Here is a 25,799-nt window from a genome sequence, read left to right as displayed (position 1 = left end):
CTTGATGTTAGCTGTCAGCATTCTAAATATCGCTGCAATACCTTTCCCTTATCTTGGTCTTGCGTTGATTGCAGGCAACATCACCATAGCTATTGTCACTCTTGCAGATCGCACCTCAAGTACAGGAGATAGAGCTTGGGCTATTGCCGACTTAGTCTTGGAACCACTTGGTGCAGTAGGAGACATCTTAACTTTGTCCAAGAAAGCAACCCAAATGTTGACTGATATTGCGCAGACTTCTGGAGCAAACTCCCCAGCCTTTACTCGAAAGCTTATAGAGCTTGCGCAAGTGGAGTTAATAAAACAGCCTAAGAGAGTGAACGATAAGATAGTGGGTATCGTAGGTCGAATTGGTGATAACTCTGATTATCCAAGTTTTGCGACCGCGACACTCACTCCAAATGTCCCTTCAGATGGGATGTGTCGAGGGTTAGCATTCAAAGATGCTATCAGCCGATTAAATGGCTCGCCTATTGATAACCTAATCACAGAGTTTTCTCAAAACTTCTCCTTAGCAGATGATGTTCAAGTTTTACATCATACTCAACCTGTGGTGTTAAATCGTTCGCAAGTACTGAGTAGTGGAGAAGCAAGGCTTGCAACAAGAAAGGCTGTGGGATCCTCAGAGAGGGGAGGTAACTCCGTTAGCCTAGATGAAGAAATGACATTCTCACGAGCGAATGCGGAGATCTTGGTTCAATTAGCTAAACATGATGAGCTGAGCATGGTAATCGGCACTCGTACTCATGCTGTTTCTCTTTCTAAATCTGGAATAGGAGCGAATGCCAAACTGACTTTATTTGACTCAGCGGCAGACCAGCTTTTTGAGTGGTCACTTGGCAATGAAAAGCAAAATGTCGCTGATATACTCAATTATATTGCGTCCAATTATGATAAAGGTGTATCAAGACAACTTGGTGATAATCCACTGTTTTTGACTGTGTTAACCAAGAGTCCTGAGTCTCGTCACATATATGTACCCAAAGCTGGAATGGAGTCATTGATGGCTGCCGTTAACCTGCTTGATTTGGATGTTTCACAAGGTAGGCTTATTCAACCGATTATGGTTAAGGGCCCAGCAGAAAAAGCAGCGCTGCAAGCCGAGATTGTAACACTAGCAAGGGTGCAACCAAAGCTAAAGCCTTTGCTTGATAGTCTTGAAATCGAAGAGTTAAAGCCTAATCTATTGTCAGCCTTATCAATAGAAAATAGTGCCCTTACTGTGGTTGGACAAAGTGATGTACCTGCATCAAATATTGTTACTGATCTCAGCGCGCTACCAAAAGGTTACATCGATATTCGCTACCTCGATGCCCGCCGTGCAGCAAACGATTCTATGTCGGTGAATCATCTTACTCGCCAATCCAGTAGCGAAAACGTGGTCATTGTTGGTGGTACAGATATTAAGGCAACCCCATCTGAAGCATTGGCAACTGCGATGGAAAACGCGGGTTACTCACATACTCGGGTAAGAGATGGAAAGCTAAAATTCCCGCAGGATCGAACTCGAGAAGAATGGAACATCATTGGGCTGGAGCAGCGTGGAAGAGCAAAGAATGTCATTGCACAAAATTCAAATCAAAGTGGTGACTCTAATGGTGTTGCACTTGCCTTACGTGACAACCTAGAAAGAAAGCTCTTATATCTGACAAGCCCTCGTGATGACAGGGGACATAAGACGTTGCGTTATTACCTTGACATGGGCGTCGAACGAGAACAAATCTGTGTGATCAATATTAACCCAAGGGATGAACAACTCCCAGACGATATACAAGATCTGGGTAAGGTAATCATTCTAAATGGACCGCCTAGTTTGGAGCCTAATCAAGTCTATCACGCTCTGACTGGTTCCTTGGGGAAAAAGAAGTCCCAATTTACAGACAAACTGACGGGTTATACAGAGGTTGAACAAGAGCTAAAGGCGTTTGGTGTCGATGAACCAAGTGATGTTGGTCAAAGTACTAGACACATTGCTCACGATATCTCGGGTGGTGATTCACAGGCTACAAAAAATTTCTTTACGCGAACTTGGAATGCTTATCAAAACCAAGCAGTGAATGCTGAGGTTACTCAACAAGTTGATGAGGTTTACAGCCAGATCAAGGACAGTATAACTCGAGAAGGGTGGAAAGGTGTCTCTCTAGTATGGTCAAGAGGATTGAATGGCGAAGAGTATAGTAACTTAAGAAGTTTGGGCGACAGGAACAGTTTATCGGTTTCTTCACCAATTGAGCAGGTTGAAGAGGTTAAATCGTTTAAATTGCTTGATGAGCAAAAGAGAAACCCTCACCACTTAATGACACCACAATTATACGAAACGCTGAAGGAGGTCAATACCAAGAAAAAGATGCTCACTATCCCTATTGGAGATCCTATTGAATATTCTCCGTATCATTCAGCGCTAACGGGTGCCGCTAAACAATACTATTTAAATAGTGATGCCTATGATGCATTAAATCTAATCCAGTATTGGAACAAATCGAGTGAGCTAAGGGACGTAAACCACGGAAAGTTTAATCAAGGTGTATTCTTGCAGCAGCTTTTCAAAAAATTAAGTGAAGATGGCATACCACTGCAACAGGTAGGGTTACGCTCTGGTGAGATGGAAAAAGGGGCTTATATGGGGATCCCGACTCTCTATCTTGAAGAACATAATGCAGCCAAAGGTGGTGCACGTTTACTACCCGTTACCAGAGGTGGAGAAAGTGCAAGAGAAGCTGATGAAAGCCAACGAGTAAAAGATGATGCCACGAAAATAGCTCAAAAGACAAAGCAAATTCAAAAGTTTAACAATGATATTTTAAAGAATAACGACAAGTTATCTAACATACGAGCAACGGACTCAACCCACCCTGGAATTGCTGGTATCGTAAAAAACATTGAAAAGCTTGAAGCTAAGAAGAAGACTTTGGAAGCAGAGGTGGCTCAGCTTGAAGAGTCGATAAAAGCATATCAGCTAGATGCCTCTTTTTCGGCTCCCCATCGTGTTGTTAATGAAGGTGACGGCTTGGGTGGGTTACCTTACTTTATAAGAGAAAATCTTGAAAACTACGTGGGTCTTTATGCGGCGCAGAATCCTTCGGATATGCAATCACTTCGGCTTTGGTTACGCGATATAGCATCGCAGGGCGCGGATACTGCGTTTGAACGTATTCCGGAGCATATTGCTAAAGGAACCATGACGCCTTTTGAGGTGGATGTACTCGTAAACTATATAGAAGACGTTATTGCTAATTTCACAGCGTATCGGACTACATATCTGCCCTAGATAGCATTACTCATAGCTAATACACTAGGAGCCAGCTTGGCTCCTATTTTTACTTGTTTGTATCTATTACCAACTCACTGTAGCCAGTTGCGCTATCGTGCTGCCGAGAAAATCTCAGGTCTGGATAGTGATGAATGATCAGCTCGGCAGTGGTATCAATGATGGTATTCTCCAGTAAATGCCCACCCATGACCTTTCCCGTTTCGTCGGCAACCGATAAGTGTATATGTTGATGAGTCGGCGTGAGTGTCCCCATCATAGAGACAATTTCAAAGGGTTGAGTCAACGTTATTGATTGTATGGCGCCAGCAAGGCGCAGGCTGACTTGCTCTAAACTCCCGACACAAGATGCGATGGACCCTGCTTGTATAGCATGTTTGGTCACCAGAGACTGGATTTGTGTTTTTAAGTCTTGTCCCTTGGTCAACCTTATTACGATAGGCTCAATCATTATTTGTTCCCAACCTTGCGTAGCGAGTATTTGCCAAGTATCTCATACCACTTATTTTATTGAATAGGTTTTAACATTGGGGTCAGGAGCTTGTGCTGAGGGTTTTGCTTGGTTAGCTTGGTCTAGAGGAATCCACTTGAGCGCGCCGTTAGTCTCAAAATCGTTTGCGCGATCGCAAGTCATATAATGCTCTCCCACCTGCAAAATTGCGCCCAGAGAATACGCCTGATCTTGATAGTAACAGACTCGTTTTCCCGCATTACCGCCATCTATCGCAATGACAGCTTTGCCTGGAGTGGTAATGATATTGGCAGAGACGGGCCCTGCAATAACTAAAAATACGGCCAAAAGTGATTTGCGCATATCGTCTCCTAAGCAATAAAGGTCTACCAGTAAAGAGTAACCAGATATATGGGTTAAGGCGACAGCATCAACCACAAAAGTAAATCATAAGCCAGAAAAAATGCTAGCGACCAAACTTTCTTTGGTATCTGGGCAGCATACTTTCGTTACCAAGGAGTCCTCCTTGGTGGATATACAAAATGGTTTTATCTGCATTATTCGGGTGCCAATTGAGTAAACATTGCCACATCAATGGATCGTATAAGAGCTCAAATTCAACTTGGGTTTGTTCGAGCAGAGCCTGCCATATTTGGTAGTCATTGCGATACAGCTTACCAAAGTGATGTTTGTCATCTAGCTGCAGTATTTGAGGCAGAGAATAAATATTGAGCGAGTGGATTTGGTCAATTAAGTAATCTTTACCGCCCACACAGGGGCAGGTGATGACCTTTATTCCATAGGGCTTAAGAAAGTGCTGTAGGTAAGCGCTTGTTGTTCCCGTGCCAGAGGGAAGAGCGACAGCAAAATCCATAGATTTTTGCGCTTTGCCCCAGCGATAAATTTCGTCTGCTAACCCCTTAACCCCAAATTGAGCATCTTGCTCCCTTCCTCCTTCTTCTATGACTAAACAGCTCGAATCAGGACAGCGGGCAGTTTGGATAAAGTCTACTGGATGAAGAGAGGTATCATGCACTGCAATCACCTTAGCCCCAAGTTTCAGGGCGCCACCATAATTACCTATTGGTTTGTCGCGCAGCCAGTCTGGGATGCGGTCAACATAGTACTCTAAATCCCAACCTTTCAGTTTACAAAGCGCTGCAAGTGAATAAAGAGAGTTAGCTTGAGGGCTGCCATAGCTTATTAAAGTCTTAACCTGAGGCCTAACACTTTGCAGTAGATACATGAATTTACGAGCTTTATTGCCACTAAACTGAGGGTGGAGCAAATCATCTCGCTTTAGAAAAAATTCAATATCTTCAAACTTGTGTTTAGTAATGGGGGAGTGGTTTAGTTGCATGAGCACTCTTTTTTGGTCTAGCAGACACTAGTGTACTCGATCTAGTTAAGAAACTTGTGATGAGTTTTTTGTAAAAGCAAATAAAAAAAGCCCAGGGCAATTGTGCGCTGGGCTGATACAAAACATAGGAGTTATATAAGAAAAAGCAGCGTAAATTAGTCACGTAAGTCGAGCAAGCAGGGTGTTTATTAGCATGCAAACTCTATAAATATTGGCTAACTACATATAGTCAGACTCAACTCTTCTCAATCGGTTCCATTATTTTGCAAAATTATTTTATTTTTTAAATTAACCAACCCGCCCATCTGGTCTGACCATTGTTAAAAAATGTGATGTTAATAACTTGTTGAATACTTGTTTCGGTTGTATATTTCAAACAGATGTTTAATACGAGCGATTGAAATATCGATGAGACAGACGACCAAAGACAAAATCCTAGATGTCGCTGAAGCCTTGTTTGCTGAACATGGCTTTAATGACACGTCACTGCGGACAATCACCAGCAAGGCTGGCGTTAATCTTGCGTCGGTCAATTATCATTTTGGTGATAAAAAGACCTTAGTGCGTGCGGTGTTGAACCGATACCTAGAAGCCTTCATGCCTGCAGTGCAAGATGCGTTGATTACACTTAACCTCAATCAAAGTTACTCGATGTCAGATGTCTTTGAGTCGTTGAGAGGTCCACTACGAGCACTCAATGATATACGGCCAAATGGAACAAGCCGATTCATGTTATTGATTGGCAGAGGGTATACCGATGTACAAGGTCATTTGCGTTGGTTTATCACCACTCGTTATCAAGAAGCTTTATCTTTGTTTACTCAATCGGTACTCAAAGCGAACCCAAACCTGACCCAAGAAACCTTGTTTTGGCGGCTTCACTTTACGCTCGGAACTTGCGTTTTCACTATGGCTTCAAGTCAAGCTCTGATGGAAATTGCAGAAAATGATTACGAAAGGCAGATGGACGCTAAATATATCGTCGATCAGCTTATTCCTTACTTAGCTGCTGGTGTTGCAGCTGATTAAGAATGGGATACAACAATTATAAGTTGGACCACCAACTCGTGACAAAAGGAACTTATTATGTGCTCTTTACGTAGAAAATGGGTCAGCGACCCCGCTTTTAAAATGTTCAAGAAAGTACTGCCACCTCTTTCCAGTACGGAACGAGAAGCGATGGAAGCGGGTAGTGTTTGGTGGGATGGCGAACTGTTCTCTGGGCGCCCGGACTTTTCTAAGCTGCACAAATACCCGATGCCAAGTTTATCGGCGGAAGAGCAATCTTTTGTTGATAACGAGTTGGAAACTTTACTCTCTATGCTAGACGACCACAAGATTGTTAAGCATGACCGAGATTTACCAAAAGAGGTTTGGGAATATTTGCGTAAAGAGCGTTTCTTTTCGTTAATCATTTCTAAAGAATATGGTGGACGTGAATTTTCAGCGCTTGCTAATTCAACCATTGTTACCAAAATAGCGACACGCAGTATCAGTACGGCGGTATCGGTTATGGTACCGAACTCTCTTGGGCCAGGCGAGTTGTTATCGCATTATGGCACGCAAGAGCAGAAAGATTACTGGCTCCCTCGCTTGGCTGATGGAACCGACATTCCGTGCTTTGCTTTAACAGGCCCTGAAGCAGGTTCAGATGCTGGTGGTATACCAGATGAAGGCGTTGTTTGTTACGGGAGATACAAGAATAAAAAGGTACTAGGTATTCGCCTCAATTGGAACAAGCGTTACATTACCTTAGCGCCCGTCGCCACTGTGTTGGGTCTTGCATTTAAGTTGTACGATCCTGAAGGTTTGATTGGCGATAAAAAAGATCTCGGTATTACCTGTGCTCTGATCCCTGCCGATCATAAAGGTGTCGAAATAGGCGAGCGCCACGATCCTATGGGATTAGCGTTTATGAATGGCCCAACCCGAGGTAAAGATGTCTTTATTCCTATGGAATGGCTGATTGGTGGCCAAGAGTACGCGGGTAAAGGTTGGAGAATGCTGGTTGAGTGCTTGTCAGCAGGGCGTGGTATTTCATTGCCAGCGTTAGGCACAGCAATTGGTCATTTAACGGCACGTACGACAGGCGCTTATGCGTATGTACGTAAGCAGTTTGGGATGTCAATTGGCAAGTTCGAAGGGGTAGCTGAAGCACTGGGTCGAATCGGTGGGTTGACGTATCTTCTAGAAGCCAGTCGCACATTGACTACCACATCGTTGGATTTAAAAGAAAAGCCGGGAATTGTCACCGCCATCGCTAAATACCATATGACAGAAATGGCCCGTACCATTTTAAATGACTCAATGGATATTCATGCTGGGCGTGCGATTCAAGATGGCCCTATGAATTATCTTGCTACTCATTATCTTGGTATTCCTGTTGCGATCACGGTCGAAGGAGCGAATATCCTGACTCGTAACCTAATGATATTTGGTCAAGGGGCTACCCGCTGTCATCCGTTCGTTCTAAAGGAAATGGAAGCCGCGGCCAACCAAGACCAAAAGCAGGGAGCGAAAGAGTTTGATGACTTGTTATTTAAGCACATAGCTCACGCGGCTAAGAATACTTTTGGCGCATTCGGCGCTGCTTTGACAGGCTCTTACTTTGTTAAAGCCGACATGAGTGGTCCAACCCAAGTGTATTACAAAGACTTAACTCGCCTCAGCCGCGCTTTGGCAGTGAGTGCAGACATCGCCATGGCAACGTTGGGCGGCGATTTGAAACGCAAAGAGATGATTTCAGCTCGTCTTGGTGATGTACTGGCATACCTATATATGGGTTCGGCAGCACTGAAGAAATATGAGGATGAAGGGCGTCAGCAGCAAGATTTGGATTATGTTCACTATTCTGTTCAGCACTGCTTACATTCCGCAGCTCAAGCTCTGACGGAAGTGTTTAGTAACTACCCACAAAAAATGGTTGGTGTGTTGCTTAAAGGCTTGATATTCCCTCTTGGTAATCATTTCAACAAGCCAAGTGATGACTTGACGGTAAAACTAGCTGAAAGTCTGATGACTCCAGGCGTGCACCGCGACCGACTTACTCATCTCTGTTATGTTGGTAAAGAGCAAGATGATGCGGTTAGTTTGATGGATGAAGCTTTCCTTGCCATGTACGGCATCAAAGGGCTTGAGAGAAAACTTATGAGAGCAGCTCAGGAAGGTAAAGTCGACCGTAAAGGACCATTGAAAGAGCGCCTTGAGCAAGCTCTGGCAGCCGATGTGTTCAATGAAGATGAAGTGGAACAAATTATGGCGGCGGAAGCGCTGCGCTATAAAGCCATCCAAGTGGATGACTTTAGCCATGATTTGAGCCAAGTAACAACGGGCGGCAAATCCAAGAAAGGCAAAGCAAAGCTCGATAGTGTTGCCTAACATCATCTCTGTCATATTATCTAAGGCACCCAAGCGGTGCCTTTGTTTTTGCTCGAAATCTAAAACTTGGATGAAAGACATCCAACCACTTGCATTTTGAGTGCATTTTTACAGAAATAAGATGCGAATAATTGCTGAACCTTTTATCCTAGCGGGGTTTTTTAAAGGAAGCTGAATATGATCATCAAACCTAGAATTCGTGGATTTATCTGTACAACGACACACCCAGTGGGCTGTGAAGCTAACGTAAAAGAACAAATCGCTTATACAAAGGCCCAAGGCCCGATTGCAAATGCTCCAAAACGTGTGTTAGTTGTCGGTGCATCCAGTGGTTACGGTCTGTCTTCTCGTATCGCTGCGGCATTTGGTGGTGGTGCTTCGACTATCGGCGTTTTCTTCGAAAAAGAAGGCACAGAGAAAAAGCCTGGTACGGCTGGTTTCTATAACGCAGCTGCATTTGAGAAGCTAGCTCGTGAGGAAGGTTTGTACGCAAAAAGTCTTAACGGCGACGCTTTTTCCAATGAAGCCAAGCAAAAGACAATTGAGCTTATCAAGCAAGACTTAGGTCAGATTGATATGGTGGTTTACTCGTTGGCATCACCAGTGCGCAAAATGCCAAAAACGGGTGAATTAATTCGCTCGTCACTAAAGCCAATCGGTCAAACTTATACGTCAACGGCTGTCGATACTAATAAAGATGTGATTATCGAAGCAAGCGTTGAGCCAGCAACCGAGCAAGAAATTCAAGATACTGTCACGGTTATGGGCGGTGAAGACTGGGAACTTTGGATCAATGCTTTGTCTGATGCAGGTGTATTGGCAGAAGGTTGCAAAACCGTTGCATACAGCTACATCGGAACAGAGTTGACTTGGCCTATCTATTGGGATGGTGCTTTGGGTAAAGCTAAGATGGACCTAGATAGAGCGGCTACAGCACTGAACGAAAAGCTTGGAGTAACAGGTGGAAGTGCTAATGTTGCGGTACTCAAATCTGTGGTAACTCAAGCAAGCTCAGCAATTCCGGTTATGCCACTGTATATCGCTATGGTGTTTAAGAAAATGCGCCAAGAGGGTGTACACGAAGGGTGTATGGAGCAGATCTTCCGCATGTTTAATGAGCGCTTGTATAAAGCTGATGGTAGCGCTGCTGAGGTGGATGATAAAAATCGTCTGCGTCTGGATGATTGGGAGCTGCGTGATGACATTCAACAACACTGCCGCGACCTATGGCCACAAATTACCAGCGAAAATCTGAAAGATTTGACCGATTACGTAGAGTACAAAGAAGAGTTCTTAAAGCTATTCGGTTTTGGTGTGACGGGTGTGGATTACGACGCTGAGGTAAATCCTATGGTTGAAGCCGACTTTACTGCGATTTAATCGACTTTAAAACATGTCTATCAAAATTAAAGAGCTGGCACATTAAATAGTGCCAGCTCTTTTTTAAATGGGGTTTGTTTGGCGAGCCGATTTTACTTGAAACATGACCATATTGGCGCATGATCTGAGGGCTTTTCTATACCGCGCAGTTCATAGTCGATGTCTGACTCAATACATTTTTCAGCTAACGAAGGCGTTGCTAAAATCACGTCAATTCGCAGACCACGGTTATCGTCAAAGCCTCTAGAACGATAATCAAACCATGAAAAACGATCGTTTGTATCAGGATGGACTTTGCGGAATGTATCGACAAAACCCCAGTCTAGTAGAGTTTGTAGCCACTCTCTTTCAATCGGCTGGAACGAACATTTGCCCGTTTTGAGCCAACGTTTTCTATTTGGTTCACCGATACCAATGTCTGAGTCTAACGGACTAATATTGATATCACCCATCACAATAATCTGCTCATTGTTGTTGTGATGCTCATTTAAGTAGGTCATTAGGTCTTTATAGAACTGTCGCTTATATGGAAACTTGGTTTCGTGCTCTATGTTCTCGCCTTGGGGAAAATAGCCGTTTAATATGGTGACCTTTTCGCCATTGTCATCCTCTACCGTTGCCATGATCATACGTTTTTGATGATCGTCATTATCAGTCGGGAATCCTTTACGAATAGAGATAGGCTCCTTTTTACACAGCATGGCCACACCGTAATGTGCTTTTTGGCCATGGAAATAGACCTTGTATCCCATAGCTTCGACTTCTTGCAGTGGAAACGCTTCATCGTGAACTTTGATTTCTTGTAAGCCGATGACATCAGGCTGGTGTTTGTCTATGATTGCTTGAAGCTGATGAAGTCTGGCTCTTAGGCCATTGATATTAAATGATATGACTTTCATTTGATTAGAGTCCTTGGAACTGGAATTCGCGGTAAATAATTCATGCTACTACAGATAACAAAACCTGTATTCATTAATTGGTTTAAATGCTTCTAGTCCAAATACCACAAACCAGCATTTACTAGTGATACAAGCAATTCGATATCGGCTTGTGCTAGCTTGCCTTGGATATCTTGATAGCTTATTTGGGTTTGGTTACATAAAAGGTCCACTAAGTGCTCAGACTCTGGATGGTAAGTGTCACCATTAATATAAACGCAAGAAGCAGCATTTTGCAGATAAAGCGCTTTCAGCCCAGATACTTTGTGCAGTAAGCCTAGATCTTTTAAATGACTTTGTATTTCAATCGCAGTGACTGGTGTGTCTGGCTCGATAATATCAAGATGATGGCGAGACTGGCTCAGCAGGGCCCCAATACTATCATGAATATCGCTGTCGGATTGCAGTGCGCTGCGCAACATGGCAGTCATCTTGTCCAAGTCGCGGGTTTGGATTTCTCCATACTTGGTTTGAGGCTTCACCTCTGGGTTGTGAAGATGTTTATCACCTTTATCATTCCCGATCATATAATCTGCAAAATGACTTAATAACTCGCGTTCTTTGGGGGACCTAAAGCCAACAGAGTAGCTCATACTCGGCTCAAGCGTATCACCTTCGTGTGGGAATCCGGGTGGAATATAGAGTATATCGCCTGGCATTAAGACCTGATCTATAATGGCATCAAATCCAGTGATTTGGCGAAGGGCGCCCGCTTGGATAGATTCTTGATACTGCCCCTCATCTCTTGCTCCAACGCGCCAATGACGTTTTCCGCTCCCTTGAACAATGAATACATCATATTGGTCGATATGGGGCCCAACACCACCTTGCGGAGCAGAATAACAAACCATCAAATCATCAAATAACCATTGAGGCAGAGCTTTAAAAGGCTGAACGAGTTCCGCTGCGCCAGCGTGCCAATGATTACACGCTTGAACAACCAATTGCCAATGAGTTTGTGGTAAGTTCTCAAATAGAGAGCCTTCAAGCGGACCATGTTCGACAGACCAGTTACCTTCTTGGTGACTGATAAAACGTGAATCAATCTCGTCTTCCATGGACAAACCTGCCAGCTCATCAGGCGATATAGGGTCGATGAAATTAGAAAAGCCTACTTTAATTATGGTCGGTTTTTTATGCCAATAATTGGCCAAGAAGTCTTCCATATTGATGTTTAATGAATAGCTCACTGGTTGTCCTCCAGCTTTCTTTCTAAATCCGATTTCACTATCTTGATTGCTTCGAGCGCAACTTTGAGGTCTATGTTGTGGCTTTCGATGAGATAAATTAGGTCTACCGCGAGTTTAATTTCATCCGGTGCCTGTTCCAGATCGGGAGATGACATATTACTGATTTCGCTCTTTATAGGTAATGTGTTTTTCTATTCTGAGTTTAGCTTGTTGGCAGCGCTGTAAGCGCCTTCGGGCGGCTTCGAGTTTTTGAAAAGAAAGCCCTTTATCTTTGCCCGTCGCTTGGCTGTATAATTGCTCTGATTGAGTGACAATGGCTTTGAGTTGTGACTCCCACGTTTGGTGCTGGGTAAGGTTCTGGTAGAGATGACTAAGGTCATTTTGTTGCGATGGCCTTTGGCGGTTTTCTTGTTGTCTTACATCAAAGGAATCTACTTCCTTTTTGAGCGCGTCGATCTGACAAATAAGTTTTTCCGCCAAATAACTCACTTGGACATGATTTGGAGCTAACTTCACTTGGGTAGCGAGCTTATCAAATGTTTGCTTGGCCTCTTCAACGTAAGGGTGCAACCGAGCAGACTGACAGTGAAATAAGGCTTGATCAAATAGAGGCCGATGGTAATCCCCATACTGCTTATCTCGTTGGATTGCTTGCGATTCCAGTTGGTCCAACCTATTTGACAGTGCGGTAAGCTTCGTCATACTGGCATAAACCAAGCTTCGTAAGCGAGTTTAACCGCTAATACGCTTACTACCGCAATAAATACAGGCCGGATAAACTTAGCACCGAAACGAATGGCTGAATGAGCACCGACAAAGGCCCCGGCCATCAAACATATTCCCATTGTTAACCCCAAAACCCAGTCTATATGACCAAGTATTGCAAAGGTGACCAAAGAGGTGAAATTACTGGTAAAGTTCATTGCTTTGGATAAACCAGACGCCAGCAATATATTAAGGCGATACAAAGCCATAGAGCTTACTGTCCAAAATGCGCCCGTTCCCGGGCCAGCCAGCCCATCATAGAAACCAATGCTAAACCCTTGCAGATACTGCTTTCTATTAAACTTAGGGCAAGGCTCTGGTATATCATTGTTTATACTGGTTGGGGTTTTGTGCCAAATGGTATAAAAAGCGGCAAGTAAAATAATAAGTGGCAGAATTTTCTCCAGCCATTGTGTGCTGATAAGATCAACCACGAGTGTTCCTACTGTTGCCCCTATGAGTGTGGAGACAAAAGCACGCTTCCAACATTTTGGTTTGAACAAACGTTTTTTGTAGTAGGTAAAGGCGGCCGTCGAAGAAGCAAAACTTGCAGCTAACTTATTGGTGCCAAGCGCAATATGAGGGGGCAGCCCCAAGGAAAGTAGAGCTGGCACGGTCAGCATGCCGCCACCGCCGGCAACAGCATCAATAAATCCTGCTAAAAAGGCAATCAAGGCCAGTACCAACAATAATGTTGGTTCAAAAAATTCCATACAATATCTTAATTATTCGATGATAAGTTTAAACGGTGGCAGTGAATCGATCAGAGCTTGTCCGTAACGCTTTGTGACTAGGCGTCGATCAAGAATGACTACTCTACCAAAATCGCGTTCTTTTCGCAGTAATCGACCGACAGATTGAATCAATTTTTTACTCGCTTCTGGCACGGCTATCTGCATGAAGGGATTCCCGCCTCTACTTTCAATGTACTCTGCGTGAGCCTGCTCAACAGGAGAAGTAGGCACCGCAAAAGGTATCTTAGTAATAATCAGGTTTTCCAACAGTTCACCGGGTAAGTCTAGACCTTCTGAAAAGCTTCCGGTCCCAAATAATACGCTAGTTTTTTGGCATTGAACTAGAGTTTTATGTTTATTTAGAATTTCTGAGCGTGAGCTTTTACCTTGAACTTGTATTGACCAGCCACTTTTCTTACATAATGATGCGATAGAATCAAATACCTGATTCATTTGCCAATAAGATGAAAACAAAACCAGATTGGCTTTATTCTCTTGAATAAGCTCGGGTAGGGTGTCGACTAAGACTTGTGTAAACTGAGTTGCTGATGGCTCGCATGGCATTTTAGGGATCAGCAGCTCTGCTTGATTCTGGTAATCAAATGGTGAGGCTAAGGCAAGGAATTTCACACCATCTTCTGGTTTTTCACTAATACCTGCTTGGCGGCAAAAAAAGCCAAACGAGTTTAAAGCACGTAGAGTGGCTGAAACCAATACAGCGCCAATGCAGCGGCTCCATATTTGTTGGTCTAGCTGCCAGCCTACTTCTAAAGGAGAGACATTCACTACAAAGTCACCTTCCCGCTCTGGCGCTAATTCTAACCATCGAGCCAGAGGCGCTCCTTTTTCCCGCAAAGGTTGGGCCATGAGGCTCCATACTTGCGCTAGGTTATCCATGCGTTGTATATAAAAACCAAGTTCAGCCAATGCAGGCTCTGCCAAGCGATTGGAAAGTTCGCCATCTTTGACTCTTTCTGCAATCAACTCTGCCACTTTGGTTACTGATTGTGCCCCCTTTTGTGTTAGAGCCTTTAACTGCTTTGATTCTTGCTCTAACCAATCAGGTAATTCACCATGCTCAAAGCGATAGCATCCATCTTCAAATTGTGTTGCATCAAATCGACTCGCAAGCTGAGTAAGTGATGGGATAAGCTCTTGGATTGAAGCTTGCAGCTCATTACGAAAACGCGCCACTCTTTTCTCATCGGCAAGATTGGCAAACTTTGTCACTGATTGATTGAGTTTTTCTAGCCAAGCGGCCGCCCCCTTTAAACTTGCCGCCGCAGAGGCATGATCTCTGGCAACGTGAGGAAGGTGATGGGCTTCATCAAAGACGTAAATGGTATTGTCTGGCTCAGGAAGAATAACGCCGCCGCCAAGATCGGCATCCGCCATGACCAGGCTGTGATTGGCAATGATCACATCGGTTTTATCCAGCTCTGCACGCGCTTTTTGAAATGGGCAATTTCTATGTGCTGGCATAATTAGATTACAGCTGTGCTTATCACTGACAATAGATTGCCAAATCACATCATCTATCGGCTTTGGCCAGGAGTCTCTGTCGCCATCCCATTTGTTTTGCGCCAGTTTTTGAAACATGAGTTGCAGTTGTTCGATATCTTTTGTTTTGGGCTTGGTATCGAACATGGCTATTTGCCCACCATCAACACCACTCGCTGCCGCGAGCTTTTCGGCGCAGCAATAACGTTGCCTACCTTTGGCGAGAATAAATGAAAATTCTCTATCAATCAGCCTTCGGTATAAAGGTAAGTCTTTATTGATAAGCTGTTCTTGAAGCGCAACCGTGGCGGTGGAAATGACGACCTTGCGGTTGTTATGTAAAGCAACCGGAATACTTGCCATTAAGTACGACAAAGACTTTCCAATTCCGGTTCCTGCTTCAGCGACAATCATCCGTTTTGTCTTATGATAGTTACCACACAAGGATTTCGTAATTTCTGCCGTCAGGTAATTTTGAGCTCGACGAGGAATAAAATTATCCATCTGCGATTGTAAATTCTGGTAGCTGGTTCGAATGGTTTTTTGGATTTTACTGGTTGTCATACGGAGGCCTTCGATGTCGAAAGGCGATGATAGCACATTTGCCTAAACGGTAAGTAGTGCAGTGAAAAATGTGCTTTCGTTTAAATTGTAGATCTTCTTCACAAAAAAAAACTGAACCTTCATAAACTTAGCAAGCGGAATAAGACTAAGAAAGATATCTCTTTATAAGTGATTTTTTACTAGTTATTTATTCTGTTTATTAACAATAATAAAACACTTATCAGGCTTAAATTTTGATTTTCACTCTTTTTCTCAATAATGATAATTTGGTTTTTTTGTATGAAATGCACTCTAATAGGGGTTGAATGTTAAATTAAGTTGCTGTTTTTTATGGTATTTATATTTTTTTAGTTGTTTTATTTATAGTATTTGACACTGAGATAATTCTTTTGCAATCTAGTCCCGCAATTTAATGGCGACAACATCTGACCAGTTAGAGTTCGGAGTTGTCATCAAAAAACATCAAGGAAACCTCAAAAGGTTTACCTTCATTCTATAGAAAAGGCAGTGGATTATTATGAAAAAGACTCTAGTAGCTCTTTCAGTTCTAGCAGCGGCAGCTAACGTAAACGCAGCTGAAGTTTATTCAACGGATGCATCTAAAGTATCACTATCTGGTGAAGTTGATGCTTATGTGACAACAACTGATATCGAGAAACAGTCAGCAACAGATTCTTCAAAAGCTGGTGTAACTCGCACAAAGACAGACCCATCAGTAATGGTTTGGGGCAAAATCCAACTTGACGCTGAGCACAAAGTAAGCGATACACTAACAACTTTCGCATCTTTTGAAATCGAGTCTCAAACAGGTTTTGATTCAGACGAAACAGATAACAAAGCTGAATTTGACGATCTATATGTTGGTGTAAAAACTGATACTTGGGGCGTAGCTGTCGGTGAAGTAGGCGACCTAGCTGAATCTATGGACGCAATTGAAAAAGGTGACATCACTAACGAAGGTCAGTTTTTTGGCTCTGCGGGCGGTCACCGCTCTGAATCTGAGGGTCACGGCATCGTATTTAAAGCAGAGCTAACAGATGGTCTAGTATTTGTTGCAGACGCTAATACTGAAGCTAGTGAAGATCTTGACAACACTTATGGTGCGTCTTTAGATTGGGCAATCAACGATATGTTCTCTGTCGGTGCTTCTCTTGTAAACGGTGAAGCGGCAAAAGACATTGATTATCAAGTAGGTGGTGTATCTGCGTCAGCAACTCTAGGTGGTTTCTTCTTTGCAGCGACATACTCTCAGTTTGAAGGTGTAAATTCATTTGGTCTATTCGGCAATTCTACAAAGCGCACAGTTACATCAGGAAGCGTAGAGCAAGAGAAAACAGATAATTACGCATACACAGATGGTGATGCATATGGCGTAGCAGCTCAGTACACAATTGATAAGACTCGTCTATACGCAACTTATGATGTTATGTCTCTAGACGAGCAGCAAAATGGAACAACTGCTAATACTGACGCGAAAGGTGACGTTACTAACTTAGTTCTAGGTGTGGAATACTCACTGCTAGACAACGTCACTATCTTTACTGAATACCAAACGGCTGAAACATCGAATGACTTCACGGGTGCAAACGGTGGTGCTGGTCTAGATGCTGATACATTCGTACTAGGTACTTACTACACATTCTAATTGCTTGTTAATTAGGGTATTATTTAAGCCAACGCTTTTGCGTTGGCTTTTGTTATTTTAAAGGAATACCAGATTGAAAACGATCAACACTCTTTTGCTTGCTGCATTGGCATCCGTTGTTTCTTATTCCGCATTGGCGGTTGAATTAGACTTAGCCAGTGGTATTTCGGTGCCAGTGTTAAATGGTAAAGAAGTTAAAGATGATAACTTTGAGTTAGTAGAAGGTGAAAACCAACTTGTGTTTGAGTTTGCTGGCAAGCTTAAAGACAACAACAAACGTAAGTATTACTCCTCGCGCCCCTATATTGTGACTTTGGACCTTAATGGTGCCAAAACACTTAAAGTAGAGCTTGTGTCCAATAAGCTTAATAAAATAGATCGCAGCGTAAATAAAAAACAGCCTATCTTTGAGTTCACTATTGACGGTAAGCAGGTACAAGATTCACAGCAAATGCTGCCCCCTGCTGAAGGTGTTTTCCCATATTCCAATGTGCCGCTGCTAGTTGAAAACTATAATAAAAAACGCGGTCTAGTATTTGACTCGGGTAAGGTGGTCGAGCTTAAAGCTGAGCTTGCCAAGCTAGAGCAAGGTGAAGCCTTGACTTCTGGTGAGCACAAAACCACCACGACTGCAGGTGTGACAGAAACCGAGAGCACTTTGCAGTTAAAACTGTGGTATTTAAAGGCCAGTAATGAAGAGCGTAAAAACTTCAAACGCTGGATGATTGAACAAGATTAATCCAAAAACAAAAGGCCCAGCCACTGGGCCTTTTGTTTATCTGCTCTGAACTAAACGAGGTTGATCACTTTACTGAAAACAACTAGAGTCTTGGAGCGCTGTTTCTATCGCATCAACAAGAGCGTTTATATGCTCTTGTTGGCTGATAAAAGGTGGCATCATATAGATAAGCTTACCAAAGGGTCTTATCCAAACGCCTTGCTCTACAAATAAAGCTTGAATGGCTTCCATATTCACAGGACGCCTAGTTTCCACAACACCAATAGCGCCTAACCAGCGTACATCTTTGACCAAGTCATAGTTAAGCAATTTAGGTAACTGCGCCGCGAAATTAGCTTCAATTGTCTCAACTTGCGCTTGCCACTCTCCTTGCTGCAAAAGTTCAAGACTTTTTCCCGCCACAGCGCAGGCCAGCGGATTAGCCATAAAAGTAGGACCGTGCATAAAGCAGCCTGCTTCTCCTGAACAAACTGTATTTGCGACCTGTTTTGACGTCAGCGTTGCAGAGAGCGTCATATAGCCGCTTGTCAGCGCTTTACCTACACACATAATGTCTGGCTTGATACCAGCATGCTCACATGCAAACAGCTTGCCTGTGCGACCAAAGCCTGTTGCGATCTCATCAAGAATAAGCAACACGCCATATTCATCACATAAGGCGCGAACACCCTGTAAAAATTTAGGGTGATAAATTCGCATCCCTCCCGCCCCTTGGACTATTGGCTCAAGAATAACAGCAGCTATATCGTGGTGGTGGCGGCTTATCTTGTCCTTAAAGTCATCGAGATCAGCCTCATCCCATTCTTGGTGAAAGCCTGTTTTGGGCGATGCAGCAAAAATATGCTCTGGTAAGAATCCCTTATACAAAGAGTGCATAGAGTTGTCAGGATCAGTGACAGACATAGCGGCAAAGGTGTCACCATGGTAACCATCTCTGAGTGTCAAAAACTTAGGGCGCGTTTCCCCCTTACTATGCCAATACTGAATCGCCATTTTTAAACTGACTTCAACAGCGACTGAGCCCGAATCGGCTAAAAAGACTTGCTCTAGATTTTCGGGAGCCATAGAAAGTAAGGTTTTACACAAATTGATCGCAGGATCATGAGTTATGCCGCCAAACATCACATGGGACATTTTATCGATTTGTGTATGAGCGGCTTGATTAAGCTGCGGGTGATTGTAGCCATGAATAGCGGCCCACCAAGATGACATGCCATCGACAAGCTGTCGTCCGTCTTCGAGTTGAATGTAAACACCATCAGCATAAGTGACAGGGTAGCAAGTTAAAGGGTTGAGGGTTGAAGTATACGGGTGCCAGATGTGGCGACGATCAAAGTCGAGATCCATAAAAATCCATAGATTAAAAAACAAGCAAATGTAAACTTTTGATTTCAAAAGTTGTTGACAGTGTACATGGTGTGGTTAGACTAGCCAAGCCATTCATTACAACAAACTATAAGGAAGTCATGTGGAAGCACGTCACAACTGGACTGTTGCAGAAGTCAGAGCATTAATGGCTAAGCCATTTATGGATCTTTTGTTTGAAGCGCAATTGGTTCATCGCCAGCACCAACAACATAATTATGTGCAAGTGAGTACACTGCTTTCGATTAAAACGGGCGCTTGTCCAGAAGATTGCAAATATTGCCCTCAGAGTGCGCGCTACCAAACGGATATCGAAAAAGAGCGTTTGATGGAAGTTGAACGCGTACTTGATGCCGCGCAGAAAGCCAAAAGTGCCGGTTCGACACGTTTTTGTATGGGAGCAGCATGGAAAAACCCTAAAGCGCGCGACATGCCGCACCTAACTGAAATGATCAAAGGTGTAAAAGGTATGGGGCTAGAAACCTGTATGACTTTGGGCATGTTGACACCAGATCAAGCAAACGAGCTGGCTGATGCAGGGCTGGATTACTACAACCATAATTTGGATACCTCTCCAGAGTTTTACGGCAGTATTATCACGACTCGAACCTATCAGGACAGATTAGATACCTTGTCCCATGTTAGGGATGCCGGAATGAAAATATGCTCTGGGGGCATTATTGGCATGGGTGAGAGTGCTAATGACCGTGCTGGGCTACTGGTCGAGCTGGCAAATCTTCCTACTCACCCTGAAAGTGTGCCGATTAATATGCTGGTTAAAGTAAAAGGCACACCACTTGAGGAAGTTGATGATGTTGAACCTTTCGATTTTATTCGCTTAATCGCCATCGCGCGCATTTTAATGCCTAATGCAGCTGTCCGCTTGTCTGCTGGTCGAGAAGATATGAATGAGCAAATGCAAGCGCTGTGTTTTATGGCTGGAGCTAACTCTATCTTCTACGGATGTAAGCTCCTCACCACCCCGAATCCTTCCGAAGATAAAGATGTGCAGCTGTTTGATAAGTTGGGTATCAATCGACATGAAGTCTCACAGCGTCCAGATGAAATTGAGGAGAACGATTTACTTGACCGCGTGGTCGAGAGAGTGGCGTCACGTCCGGAAAAAGGCGATTTGTTTTATGATGCCACCATTTAAAACTCGCATTTCCAAACAATTGGAAAAACGTTTGGATTTGGGGCTTTCAAGAAACATACGTACGATTGAGGCTGGAAATACCGCTAGTTTATCTTATCAGTCAAAGAGCCATATAAATTTTTCAAGTAATGATTATCTTGGCCTAGCGGCGGATAAAACCCTATCGCAAGCGTGGCAGCGAGGAATTGATTTATACGGCAACGGTAGTGGCGCTTCGCCTTTGGTGACAGGCTTTTCGAAAGCCCATGCCGACTTAGAAGCCTCGCTTTGTGATTGGCTTGGCTTTGAACGAGCGATTTTGTTTTCTTCTGGATTTTCAGCTAATCAAGCAGTATTGTTTAGCCTGATGAAAGAAGGAGATTTGCTCGTACAAGACAAGCTAAATCATGCCTCTTTGATTGAAGCTGGCATACATTGCCCTGCGGCGATGAGGCGTTTTCGTCATAACGATATTGGGCATCTTAAAAGAACGTTAACTTCTAGCGGTTTAGTGGTAACTGAGGGGGTGTTTAGTATGGACGGCGACTTAGCCCCGCTTGCGGACATCCATACTATTACTCAGGTAAATTCTTGGTTTATGGTTGACGATGCTCATGGCCTTGGTGTGCTTGGTGATGAAGGGAGAGGGAGTTGCCATGGCGCCAATGTAAAGCCTGAAATCCTAGTCGTCACTTTTGGTAAAGCACTTGGCCTATCTGGCGCAGCGGTTATGTGTAATCAAGACTTAGGCGATTACTTTACCCAGTTCGCCAGACATCATGTCTATTCAACCGCTATGCCTCCATCGCTTGCTCATGCTATCAGTCATAGCATTGAAATGGTTCGTACCCAGCAGTGGAGACGCGATAAGCTTGTAGAATTACAAAGTGAGTATCAGCAAAGATTTTCGGTGTTCGATGGCTATGTTGAAACCGAAACACCCATTAAACCATTTTTGATTGGTGATAGTGGCGCATCAGTACAAATTGCCAAGGCTTTGTCAGATATGGGCTTGTGGTTAACCGCGATCAGACCGCCGACTGTTGCTAAAGGCGCCGCTCGCCTGAGAATAACGTTGACTGCGAATCATAGTGTCAATCAAGTCAGAGCCTTAGCCAATGCAGTAGAGCAGACGTTAGAAAAGGTAGCGTAATGGAACAGGCGATTTTAGACTATCCCTTGTCATATGTTGATAAATCGGCTGTTGCCGAGGCGTTTGGCAAAGCCGCAGAAACCTATGATTCTCATGCGGCTTTTCAAAGAGAAGTGGGGACTCGGTTACTTGAGCTATTGCCAGATGATATCAAGAGCAAAACTGTCTTGGATCTTGGGTGTGGGACTGGCTATTTTGCCGCCTTATTGAGAGAGAGAGGTGCTAATGTCATTTGTTGCGATATATCGCAACAAATGCTGGACAAAGCGAGAGAGCGTTGTGGTGTAGAGCAGATGAGTTATCAACTGGGTGATGCTGAATCCTTACCCTTGGCTTCTCAATCCGTAGATTTGGTGTTTTCTAGCTTAGCACTGCAATGGTGTGGTGATTTATCCCAGCCGCTGCGTGAAATGCGCAGAGTACTGAAGCCTAGTGGCGGGATTTATTTTTCTACCTTGCTCGATGGCTCTTTATCTGAGCTTAGGGAAGCGTGGAGTGTGATAGATAAGTATCAGCATGTTAACGACTTTTGCAGTATAGATACGATAAAAATTGCGTTAGCGCAATCTGGCTCTGATTGTCATCAGTTAGACTTGCCTACTATTACGGTCTGGTATGATTCTGCATTTTCACTAATGCGGGATTTAAAAGGGATTGGTGCGAGCTATGTGCATGGACGGTCTCAGGGATTGACTAGTCGTAGTATGTTGCAAAACGTCGAGCAGGCTTATCAAAAATTTCGAAATTATAAAGGTTTGGTGCCTGCTACATATCAGGTTTGTTTGGGGGTAATTCACATATGACTCATGCTTTTTTTATTGCGGGTACGGATACTGATGTTGGTAAAACCGTTGCCTCTACTGCGATTCTCAATGCACTTGCGCAAAAAGAGGTAAAAACGATTGGTTACAAACCCGTTGCTGCGGGAAGCCAAGAAACAGAGCTCGGATTTCGTAACTCAGATGCCTTGTATCTGCAGAAGGCATCGACCGTTGAAACCGAATATGAGGATATCAATCCTTATCCACTTGAGCTTCCAACATCGCCGCATATTGCCGCGCAGCGTGAAGGTGTGGATATTCAATATTCTGTGCTCAGTGATAAGCTGGCAATTCATAAGGAAAATGCGGATTTTGTGTTGGTTGAGGGAGCTGGCGGATGGCGAGTACCAGTGAGTGGCGAAGAATGTCTTTCTAGTTGGGTGCAACAGGAAAAACTACCAGTGATCTTGGTCGTGGGTATTAAACTTGGCTGTTTAAGTCATGCTATGTTAACCCTTGATGCGATAGAAGCTGATGGGTTGGAAGTCATTGGATGGGTTGCGAATAGAATCAACCCAGGTACCGAACATTATGCTGATATCATTGCAATGCTCGAGAACAAAATCTCAGCGCCCAAACTTGGTGAGATCCCATACATTCCTAGCATTAAGCAGAAAAATCTCGCTCAATATCTAGATGTTTCGATGCTTTTTGATTTTTCTAATTGATGCGGTTTGAATATGAGCAAAAAAGGCTGCTAATGAAATGCAGCCTTTTAAAGTAGAGAATTAGCTTTCTTGACTGACGGTCATGAGGGATTTATGAGTTTCAGCCACATGCTTTTGCATTTGTTGCTGTGAGCAAATACCGAGCTGTTGTTTGGCTTCCTCTTCTGAGATATCGAGGTGGCAACATAATAAATCAATAGCCATTTGGTAATTGTGTGTCTCCGCCATGATTGTTTCCTTTTTACACATAAGTATCCTATCACTACCCAATCTAACATGTGTGGATTTATGAGCAATAAGACAAAAGTCTAATCTCAGGATTTCTCACTTATGGATTCATATCCAGGTATTTTTATTTTGAATTTTACGGGTGAGAAACTAAATGTTGCAATTTGCCTCTACCACTTGTAATTAAAAGCAATAGACTATATCTAATAAAGAGATAATCAGTGTTCAAACGGTGTAGAGTCTTTATCTGGTTTTGTGTTAATAAATGCTAACCCGCCTAAATTGGGAACACTATAAAGAGTTCAATGTCGGAGAAAATTAATGAAGCGTGTAATCTTGTTTTTGGCAACCAACTTGGCCGTCGTATTGGTCTTAAGTGTTGTTTTAAATATTGTCTATTCTGTCACAGGAATGCAGCCTGGTAGTCTTTCTGGCCTGCTTGTTATGGCGGCAGTGTTTGGCTTTGGTGGCGCGTTCATTTCTTTGATGATGTCTAAAGGGATGGCTCTTCGCTCTGTTGGCGGTATGGTGGTTGAAAGCCCTCGCAATGAAACTGAGCATTGGTTGCTTGAAACTGTCCGCCGCCAGTCTCAACAAGTCGGAATTGGAATGCCAACCGTTGCCATCTATGATTCAGCGGATATTAACGCTTTTGCAACAGGAGCAAAGCGGGATGACTCTTTAGTCGCTGTATCTACTGGCTTACTTCACAATATGACCCGTGATGAAGCGGAAGCAGTGTTGGCGCATGAAGTTAGCCATATTGCAAATGGAGATATGGTCACCATGACACTTATGCAAGGAGTTGTGAATACATTCGTGATTTTCTTATCGCGCTTTATCGCCAACATTGTTTCTTCAAATGATGAAGAAGAGGGTGGTAGCAATATGATGGTGTATTTCGGTGTGTCGATCGTTTTAGAGTTGGTATTTGGGTTCTTAGCAAGCTTTATCACTATGTGGTACAGCCGTCATCGAGAGTTTCACGCTGATGCTGGCGCCGCTAATCTAGTGGGTAAGCATAAAATGATTGCCGCTTTGGAACGTCTTAAACTCAGCCATGAATCACAACTTGAGGGTTCGATGATGGCATTTGGTATCAATGGTAAACGTTCAGTGACAGAGCTATTGATGAGCCACCCACCACTTGATAAGCGAATTTCTGCTTTGCGCGATCTATAGAAGGGATTTCAGGTTCGATCATGCCCTAATAAATTGAAAAGGCTTAGTTTATAACTAGGCCTTTTTTTGATCCCTTTGAAACGATCACCGTATAAGTTATACAAAATTTTATTTGTACAACTTTTCGGTTTCACCTATTGTTTGTATGTTGTACAAAAAAATTATGTGTATAACATAACGAGAGGTGATCGAATGGACGTAGAAACAGTCGGCGAGGTTTATCAAAAGCTTAACAAGTCAAACCTTCACCTGTTGTCAGATGTATACCATCAAGAAGTTGTGTTCGAAGACGCTGCCCACAAATTAGAGGGATGGACAGAGCTAGAAAGCTATTTCCAAACCCTGTACAGCAATGTGAAACGTTGTGACTTCGATATTATAGAGCACCAGCAACATGGAGACAGTGGGTTTCTGACTTGGAAAATGGCATTAGAGCATCCCAAGCTATCTAGTGGCTCTACTGTTTATGTCAACGGTGTTAGCCACTTAAAGTTCTCTCAAGGTCGAGTCATCTATCACAGAGATTACTTTGATCTTGGAGAAATGCTCTACGAAAATTTGCCTTTACTGGGGTCGTTGATAAAAGCAATCAAAGTGAGGTTAGGCAAATGAAAACGGTCTTGATTACGGGAGCAACATCGGGAATCGGACTTCAGTTGGCGATAGACTACGCTAAAGCGGGCGCTATTGTGTACGCGTGTGGTCGAAACCAAGAACGTTTGAATGAATTGAGTGCCCAGTTTGTAAATATTCACACTTTGGCGTTCGATCTCACCGACCTTGATACCACAAAACACACGCTATCGTCATTAGAACACATTCCTGACTTGTGGATATTGAACGCTGGGGATTGCGAATATATCGATGATGGTCAACTTGATGCCAAATTAGTAAAGCGCGTCTTTGACATCAACGTTCTGGGCCTTACCAATGCGATCGAAGCTTGTCAGCCACATTTTAGCAGGGGGCAAAGATTGGCTATCGTAGGTTCCATTGCGAGTGAAGTTGCTTTGCCGCGAGCAGAAGCATACGGAGCGTCAAAGGCGGCGGTGAGTTATCTGGCTAGGGCGCTTCAACTTGATCTTAAACCACAGGGAATCGACGTATCTATCATTTATCCTGGTTTTGTCAAAACACCACTTACGGACAAAAATACCTTCGATATGCCGATGTTAATTTCATCTGAACGGGCATCGAAAGAAATTAGAGAAGGCTTAGCAAAGGGGCGCAGTCACATATATTTCCCGAAAAAATTCACATCCATTTTGCGTTTAATCGGCGCGCTTCCATACCGCTGGCAGAATGCACTGACGGCTAAGCTACTTACCCAATAAA

The 25,799-nt window shown here is 43.5% G+C and carries 24 protein-coding genes; 13 read left to right on the top strand and 11 right to left on the bottom strand.

Features of this window, described 5'->3' with window-relative positions; genetic code table 11:
* Positions 1-4: 4 nt before the first annotated feature.
* Positions 5-3,268 carry a hypothetical protein gene (locus DPF90_RS07120; protein ID WP_114785629.1) on the top strand — a complete coding sequence of 1,088 codons (3,264 nt, stop codon included), beginning with the start codon at positions 5-7 and terminating at the stop codon, positions 3,266-3,268.
* A 49-nt stretch (positions 3,269-3,317) separates the two neighbouring features.
* On the opposite strand, the gene DPF90_RS07115 is transcribed toward DPF90_RS07120, so the two are convergent.
* The 3 genes from DPF90_RS07115 to DPF90_RS07105 form a co-directional block, all read right to left on the bottom strand.
* Entirely contained in the window at positions 3,318-3,719 is a 402-nt protein-coding gene (locus tag DPF90_RS07115; RefSeq protein WP_114785628.1) for a PPC domain-containing DNA-binding protein, read from the bottom strand.
* A gap of 51 nt (positions 3,720-3,770) precedes the next feature.
* Positions 3,771-4,082, bottom strand: coding sequence for a DUF1496 domain-containing protein (locus DPF90_RS07110; protein ID WP_114785627.1), 312 nt, complete (start codon positions 4,080-4,082; stop codon positions 3,771-3,773).
* 103 nt (positions 4,083-4,185) lie between these two features.
* A complete protein-coding gene (locus tag DPF90_RS07105) occupies positions 4,186-5,079 on the bottom strand; it encodes a 1-aminocyclopropane-1-carboxylate deaminase/D-cysteine desulfhydrase (RefSeq protein ID WP_114785626.1) in 894 nt (297 codons plus the stop codon).
* 408 nt (positions 5,080-5,487) lie between these two features.
* On the opposite strand from DPF90_RS07105, the gene psrA reads away from it, so the two are divergent.
* The 3 genes from psrA (at position 5,488) to fabV (ending at position 9,837) form a co-directional block, all read left to right on the top strand.
* Positions 5,488-6,108: a TetR family transcriptional repressor PsrA gene (gene psrA, locus DPF90_RS07100; RefSeq protein WP_420855727.1), complete on the top strand. Its 621-nt coding sequence runs from the start codon at positions 5,488-5,490 to the stop codon at positions 6,106-6,108.
* A gap of 57 nt (positions 6,109-6,165) precedes the next feature.
* Positions 6,166-8,457, top strand: coding sequence for an acyl-CoA dehydrogenase (locus DPF90_RS07095; protein WP_114785625.1), 2,292 nt, complete (start codon positions 6,166-6,168; stop codon positions 8,455-8,457).
* Positions 8,458-8,634: 177 nt separating this feature from the next.
* Positions 8,635-9,837, top strand: coding sequence for an enoyl-ACP reductase FabV (fabV, locus tag DPF90_RS07090; RefSeq protein WP_114785624.1), 1,203 nt, complete (start codon positions 8,635-8,637; stop codon positions 9,835-9,837).
* A 92-nt stretch (positions 9,838-9,929) separates the two neighbouring features.
* On the opposite strand, the gene xthA is transcribed toward fabV, so the two are convergent.
* The 6 genes from xthA to dinG form a co-directional block, all read right to left on the bottom strand.
* Positions 9,930-10,736 carry an exodeoxyribonuclease III gene (gene xthA / locus DPF90_RS07085; protein WP_114785623.1) on the bottom strand — a complete coding sequence of 269 codons (807 nt, stop codon included), beginning with the start codon at positions 10,734-10,736 and terminating at the stop codon, positions 9,930-9,932.
* Between the two features lie 92 nt (positions 10,737-10,828).
* Positions 10,829-11,941 (bottom strand): cupin domain-containing protein, encoded by a 1,113-nt coding sequence (locus DPF90_RS07080; protein ID WP_114785649.1) that lies wholly within the window; start codon positions 11,939-11,941, stop codon positions 10,829-10,831.
* Between the two features lie 20 nt (positions 11,942-11,961).
* Positions 11,962-12,120, bottom strand: coding sequence for a pleiotropic regulatory protein RsmS (gene rsmS, locus DPF90_RS07075; protein WP_114785622.1), 159 nt, complete (start codon positions 12,118-12,120; stop codon positions 11,962-11,964).
* 1 nt (position 12,121) lies between these two features.
* Positions 12,122-12,667, bottom strand: a complete 546-nt coding sequence (locus DPF90_RS07070) for a primosomal replication protein (RefSeq protein WP_114785621.1) — start codon at positions 12,665-12,667, stop codon at positions 12,122-12,124.
* Positions 12,664-13,443: a sulfite exporter TauE/SafE family protein gene (locus DPF90_RS07065; protein ID WP_114785620.1), complete on the bottom strand. Its 780-nt coding sequence runs from the start codon at positions 13,441-13,443 to the stop codon at positions 12,664-12,666. The genes DPF90_RS07070 and DPF90_RS07065 overlap by 4 nt, the downstream gene beginning before the upstream one ends.
* Before the next feature lie 12 nt (positions 13,444-13,455).
* Positions 13,456-15,528: an ATP-dependent DNA helicase DinG gene (gene dinG, locus DPF90_RS07060; RefSeq protein ID WP_114785619.1), complete on the bottom strand. Its 2,073-nt coding sequence runs from the start codon at positions 15,526-15,528 to the stop codon at positions 13,456-13,458.
* A gap of 517 nt (positions 15,529-16,045) precedes the next feature.
* Here dinG and DPF90_RS07055 point away from each other — a divergent pair.
* Together DPF90_RS07055 and DPF90_RS07050 are read left to right on the top strand one after the other, a co-directional pair.
* Positions 16,046-17,173 carry a porin gene (locus DPF90_RS07055; RefSeq protein ID WP_114785618.1) on the top strand — a complete coding sequence of 376 codons (1,128 nt, stop codon included), beginning with the start codon at positions 16,046-16,048 and terminating at the stop codon, positions 17,171-17,173.
* A gap of 73 nt (positions 17,174-17,246) precedes the next feature.
* Positions 17,247-17,912 (top strand): DUF2057 family protein, encoded by a 666-nt coding sequence (locus DPF90_RS07050; protein ID WP_114785617.1) that lies wholly within the window; start codon positions 17,247-17,249, stop codon positions 17,910-17,912.
* Between the two features lie 69 nt (positions 17,913-17,981).
* Here the strand turns inward: DPF90_RS07050 and bioA are convergent, their stop codons facing one another.
* Complete coding sequence (bioA, locus tag DPF90_RS07045) at positions 17,982-19,259, bottom strand: adenosylmethionine--8-amino-7-oxononanoate transaminase (protein WP_114785616.1); 1,278 nt, start codon at positions 19,257-19,259, stop codon at positions 17,982-17,984.
* A gap of 121 nt (positions 19,260-19,380) precedes the next feature.
* On the opposite strand from bioA, the gene bioB reads away from it, so the two are divergent.
* From bioB to bioD, 4 genes are read left to right on the top strand one after another with little or no spacing between them, the layout of a single operon-like run.
* On the top strand, positions 19,381-20,433 hold the full coding sequence (bioB, locus tag DPF90_RS07040) for a biotin synthase BioB (protein WP_114785615.1): 1,053 nt from the start codon (positions 19,381-19,383) through the stop codon (positions 20,431-20,433).
* On the top strand, positions 20,420-21,565 hold the full coding sequence (locus DPF90_RS07035) for an 8-amino-7-oxononanoate synthase (RefSeq protein WP_114785648.1): 1,146 nt from the start codon (positions 20,420-20,422) through the stop codon (positions 21,563-21,565). Before bioB ends, DPF90_RS07035 begins: the two co-directional genes overlap by 14 nt.
* Positions 21,565-22,368 carry a malonyl-ACP O-methyltransferase BioC gene (gene bioC, locus DPF90_RS07030; protein WP_114785614.1) on the top strand — a complete coding sequence of 268 codons (804 nt, stop codon included), beginning with the start codon at positions 21,565-21,567 and terminating at the stop codon, positions 22,366-22,368. The genes DPF90_RS07035 and bioC overlap by 1 nt, the downstream gene beginning before the upstream one ends.
* Positions 22,365-23,054, top strand: coding sequence for a dethiobiotin synthase (bioD, locus tag DPF90_RS07025; protein WP_114785613.1), 690 nt, complete (start codon positions 22,365-22,367; stop codon positions 23,052-23,054). Before bioC ends, bioD begins: the two co-directional genes overlap by 4 nt.
* A gap of 60 nt (positions 23,055-23,114) precedes the next feature.
* On the opposite strand, the gene DPF90_RS20340 is transcribed toward bioD, so the two are convergent.
* Positions 23,115-23,282, bottom strand: a complete 168-nt coding sequence (locus tag DPF90_RS20340) for a hypothetical protein (RefSeq protein WP_202408479.1) — start codon at positions 23,280-23,282, stop codon at positions 23,115-23,117.
* A 321-nt stretch (positions 23,283-23,603) separates the two neighbouring features.
* Between DPF90_RS20340 and htpX the strand changes: the two genes are divergently transcribed.
* The 3 genes from htpX to DPF90_RS07010 all read left to right on the top strand — a co-directional run bounded on the left by htpX (position 23,604) and on the right by DPF90_RS07010 (position 25,798).
* A complete protein-coding gene (htpX, locus tag DPF90_RS07020) occupies positions 23,604-24,464 on the top strand; it encodes a protease HtpX (RefSeq protein WP_114785612.1) in 861 nt (286 codons plus the stop codon).
* 192 nt (positions 24,465-24,656) lie between these two features.
* Positions 24,657-25,076, top strand: coding sequence for a nuclear transport factor 2 family protein (locus tag DPF90_RS07015; RefSeq protein WP_114785611.1), 420 nt, complete (start codon positions 24,657-24,659; stop codon positions 25,074-25,076).
* Positions 25,073-25,798 carry an SDR family oxidoreductase gene (locus DPF90_RS07010; protein ID WP_114785610.1) on the top strand — a complete coding sequence of 242 codons (726 nt, stop codon included), beginning with the start codon at positions 25,073-25,075 and terminating at the stop codon, positions 25,796-25,798. Before DPF90_RS07015 ends, DPF90_RS07010 begins: the two co-directional genes overlap by 4 nt.
* Position 25,799: the final 1 nt, after the last annotated feature.

This window comes from Vibrio tetraodonis, assembly GCF_003350295.1.
GTDB lineage: Bacteria > Pseudomonadota > Gammaproteobacteria > Enterobacterales > Vibrionaceae > Vibrio > Vibrio tetraodonis.
The sequence above is the reverse complement of the archived record's forward strand: the minus strand, read 5'-3'. Positions and strand labels throughout refer to the sequence as shown.

Coding starts and splice junctions, on each gene's coding strand:
- DPF90_RS07120 (WP_114785629.1), top strand. CDS start 5: ATGTTAGCTGTCAGCATTCTAAATATCGCTGCAATACCTTTCCCTTAT.
- DPF90_RS07115 (WP_114785628.1), bottom strand. CDS start 3,719: ATGATTGAGCCTATCGTAATAAGGTTGACCAAGGGACAAGACTTAAAA.
- DPF90_RS07110 (WP_114785627.1), bottom strand. CDS start 4,082: ATGCGCAAATCACTTTTGGCCGTATTTTTAGTTATTGCAGGGCCCGTC.
- DPF90_RS07105 (WP_114785626.1), bottom strand. CDS start 5,079: ATGCAACTAAACCACTCCCCCATTACTAAACACAAGTTTGAAGATATT.
- psrA (WP_420855727.1), top strand. CDS start 5,488: ATGAGACAGACGACCAAAGACAAAATCCTAGATGTCGCTGAAGCCTTG.
- DPF90_RS07095 (WP_114785625.1), top strand. CDS start 6,166: ATGTGCTCTTTACGTAGAAAATGGGTCAGCGACCCCGCTTTTAAAATG.
- fabV (WP_114785624.1), top strand. CDS start 8,635: ATGATCATCAAACCTAGAATTCGTGGATTTATCTGTACAACGACACAC.
- xthA (WP_114785623.1), bottom strand. CDS start 10,736: ATGAAAGTCATATCATTTAATATCAATGGCCTAAGAGCCAGACTTCAT.
- DPF90_RS07080 (WP_114785649.1), bottom strand. CDS start 11,941: ATGGAAGACTTCTTGGCCAATTATTGGCATAAAAAACCGACCATAATT.
- rsmS (WP_114785622.1), bottom strand. CDS start 12,120: ATGTCATCTCCCGATCTGGAACAGGCACCGGATGAAATTAAACTCGCG.
- DPF90_RS07070 (WP_114785621.1), bottom strand. CDS start 12,667: ATGACGAAGCTTACCGCACTGTCAAATAGGTTGGACCAACTGGAATCG.
- DPF90_RS07065 (WP_114785620.1), bottom strand. CDS start 13,443: ATGGAATTTTTTGAACCAACATTATTGTTGGTACTGGCCTTGATTGCC.
- dinG (WP_114785619.1), bottom strand. CDS start 15,528: ATGACAACCAGTAAAATCCAAAAAACCATTCGAACCAGCTACCAGAAT.
- DPF90_RS07055 (WP_114785618.1), top strand. CDS start 16,046: ATGAAAAAGACTCTAGTAGCTCTTTCAGTTCTAGCAGCGGCAGCTAAC.
- bioA (WP_114785616.1), bottom strand. CDS start 19,259: ATGGATCTCGACTTTGATCGTCGCCACATCTGGCACCCGTATACTTCA.
- DPF90_RS07035 (WP_114785648.1), top strand. CDS start 20,420: ATGCCACCATTTAAAACTCGCATTTCCAAACAATTGGAAAAACGTTTG.
- bioC (WP_114785614.1), top strand. CDS start 21,565: ATGGAACAGGCGATTTTAGACTATCCCTTGTCATATGTTGATAAATCG.
- bioD (WP_114785613.1), top strand. CDS start 22,365: ATGACTCATGCTTTTTTTATTGCGGGTACGGATACTGATGTTGGTAAA.
- DPF90_RS20340 (WP_202408479.1), bottom strand. CDS start 23,282: ATGGCGGAGACACACAATTACCAAATGGCTATTGATTTATTATGTTGC.
- htpX (WP_114785612.1), top strand. CDS start 23,604: ATGAAGCGTGTAATCTTGTTTTTGGCAACCAACTTGGCCGTCGTATTG.
- DPF90_RS07015 (WP_114785611.1), top strand. CDS start 24,657: ATGGACGTAGAAACAGTCGGCGAGGTTTATCAAAAGCTTAACAAGTCA.
- DPF90_RS07010 (WP_114785610.1), top strand. CDS start 25,073: ATGAAAACGGTCTTGATTACGGGAGCAACATCGGGAATCGGACTTCAG.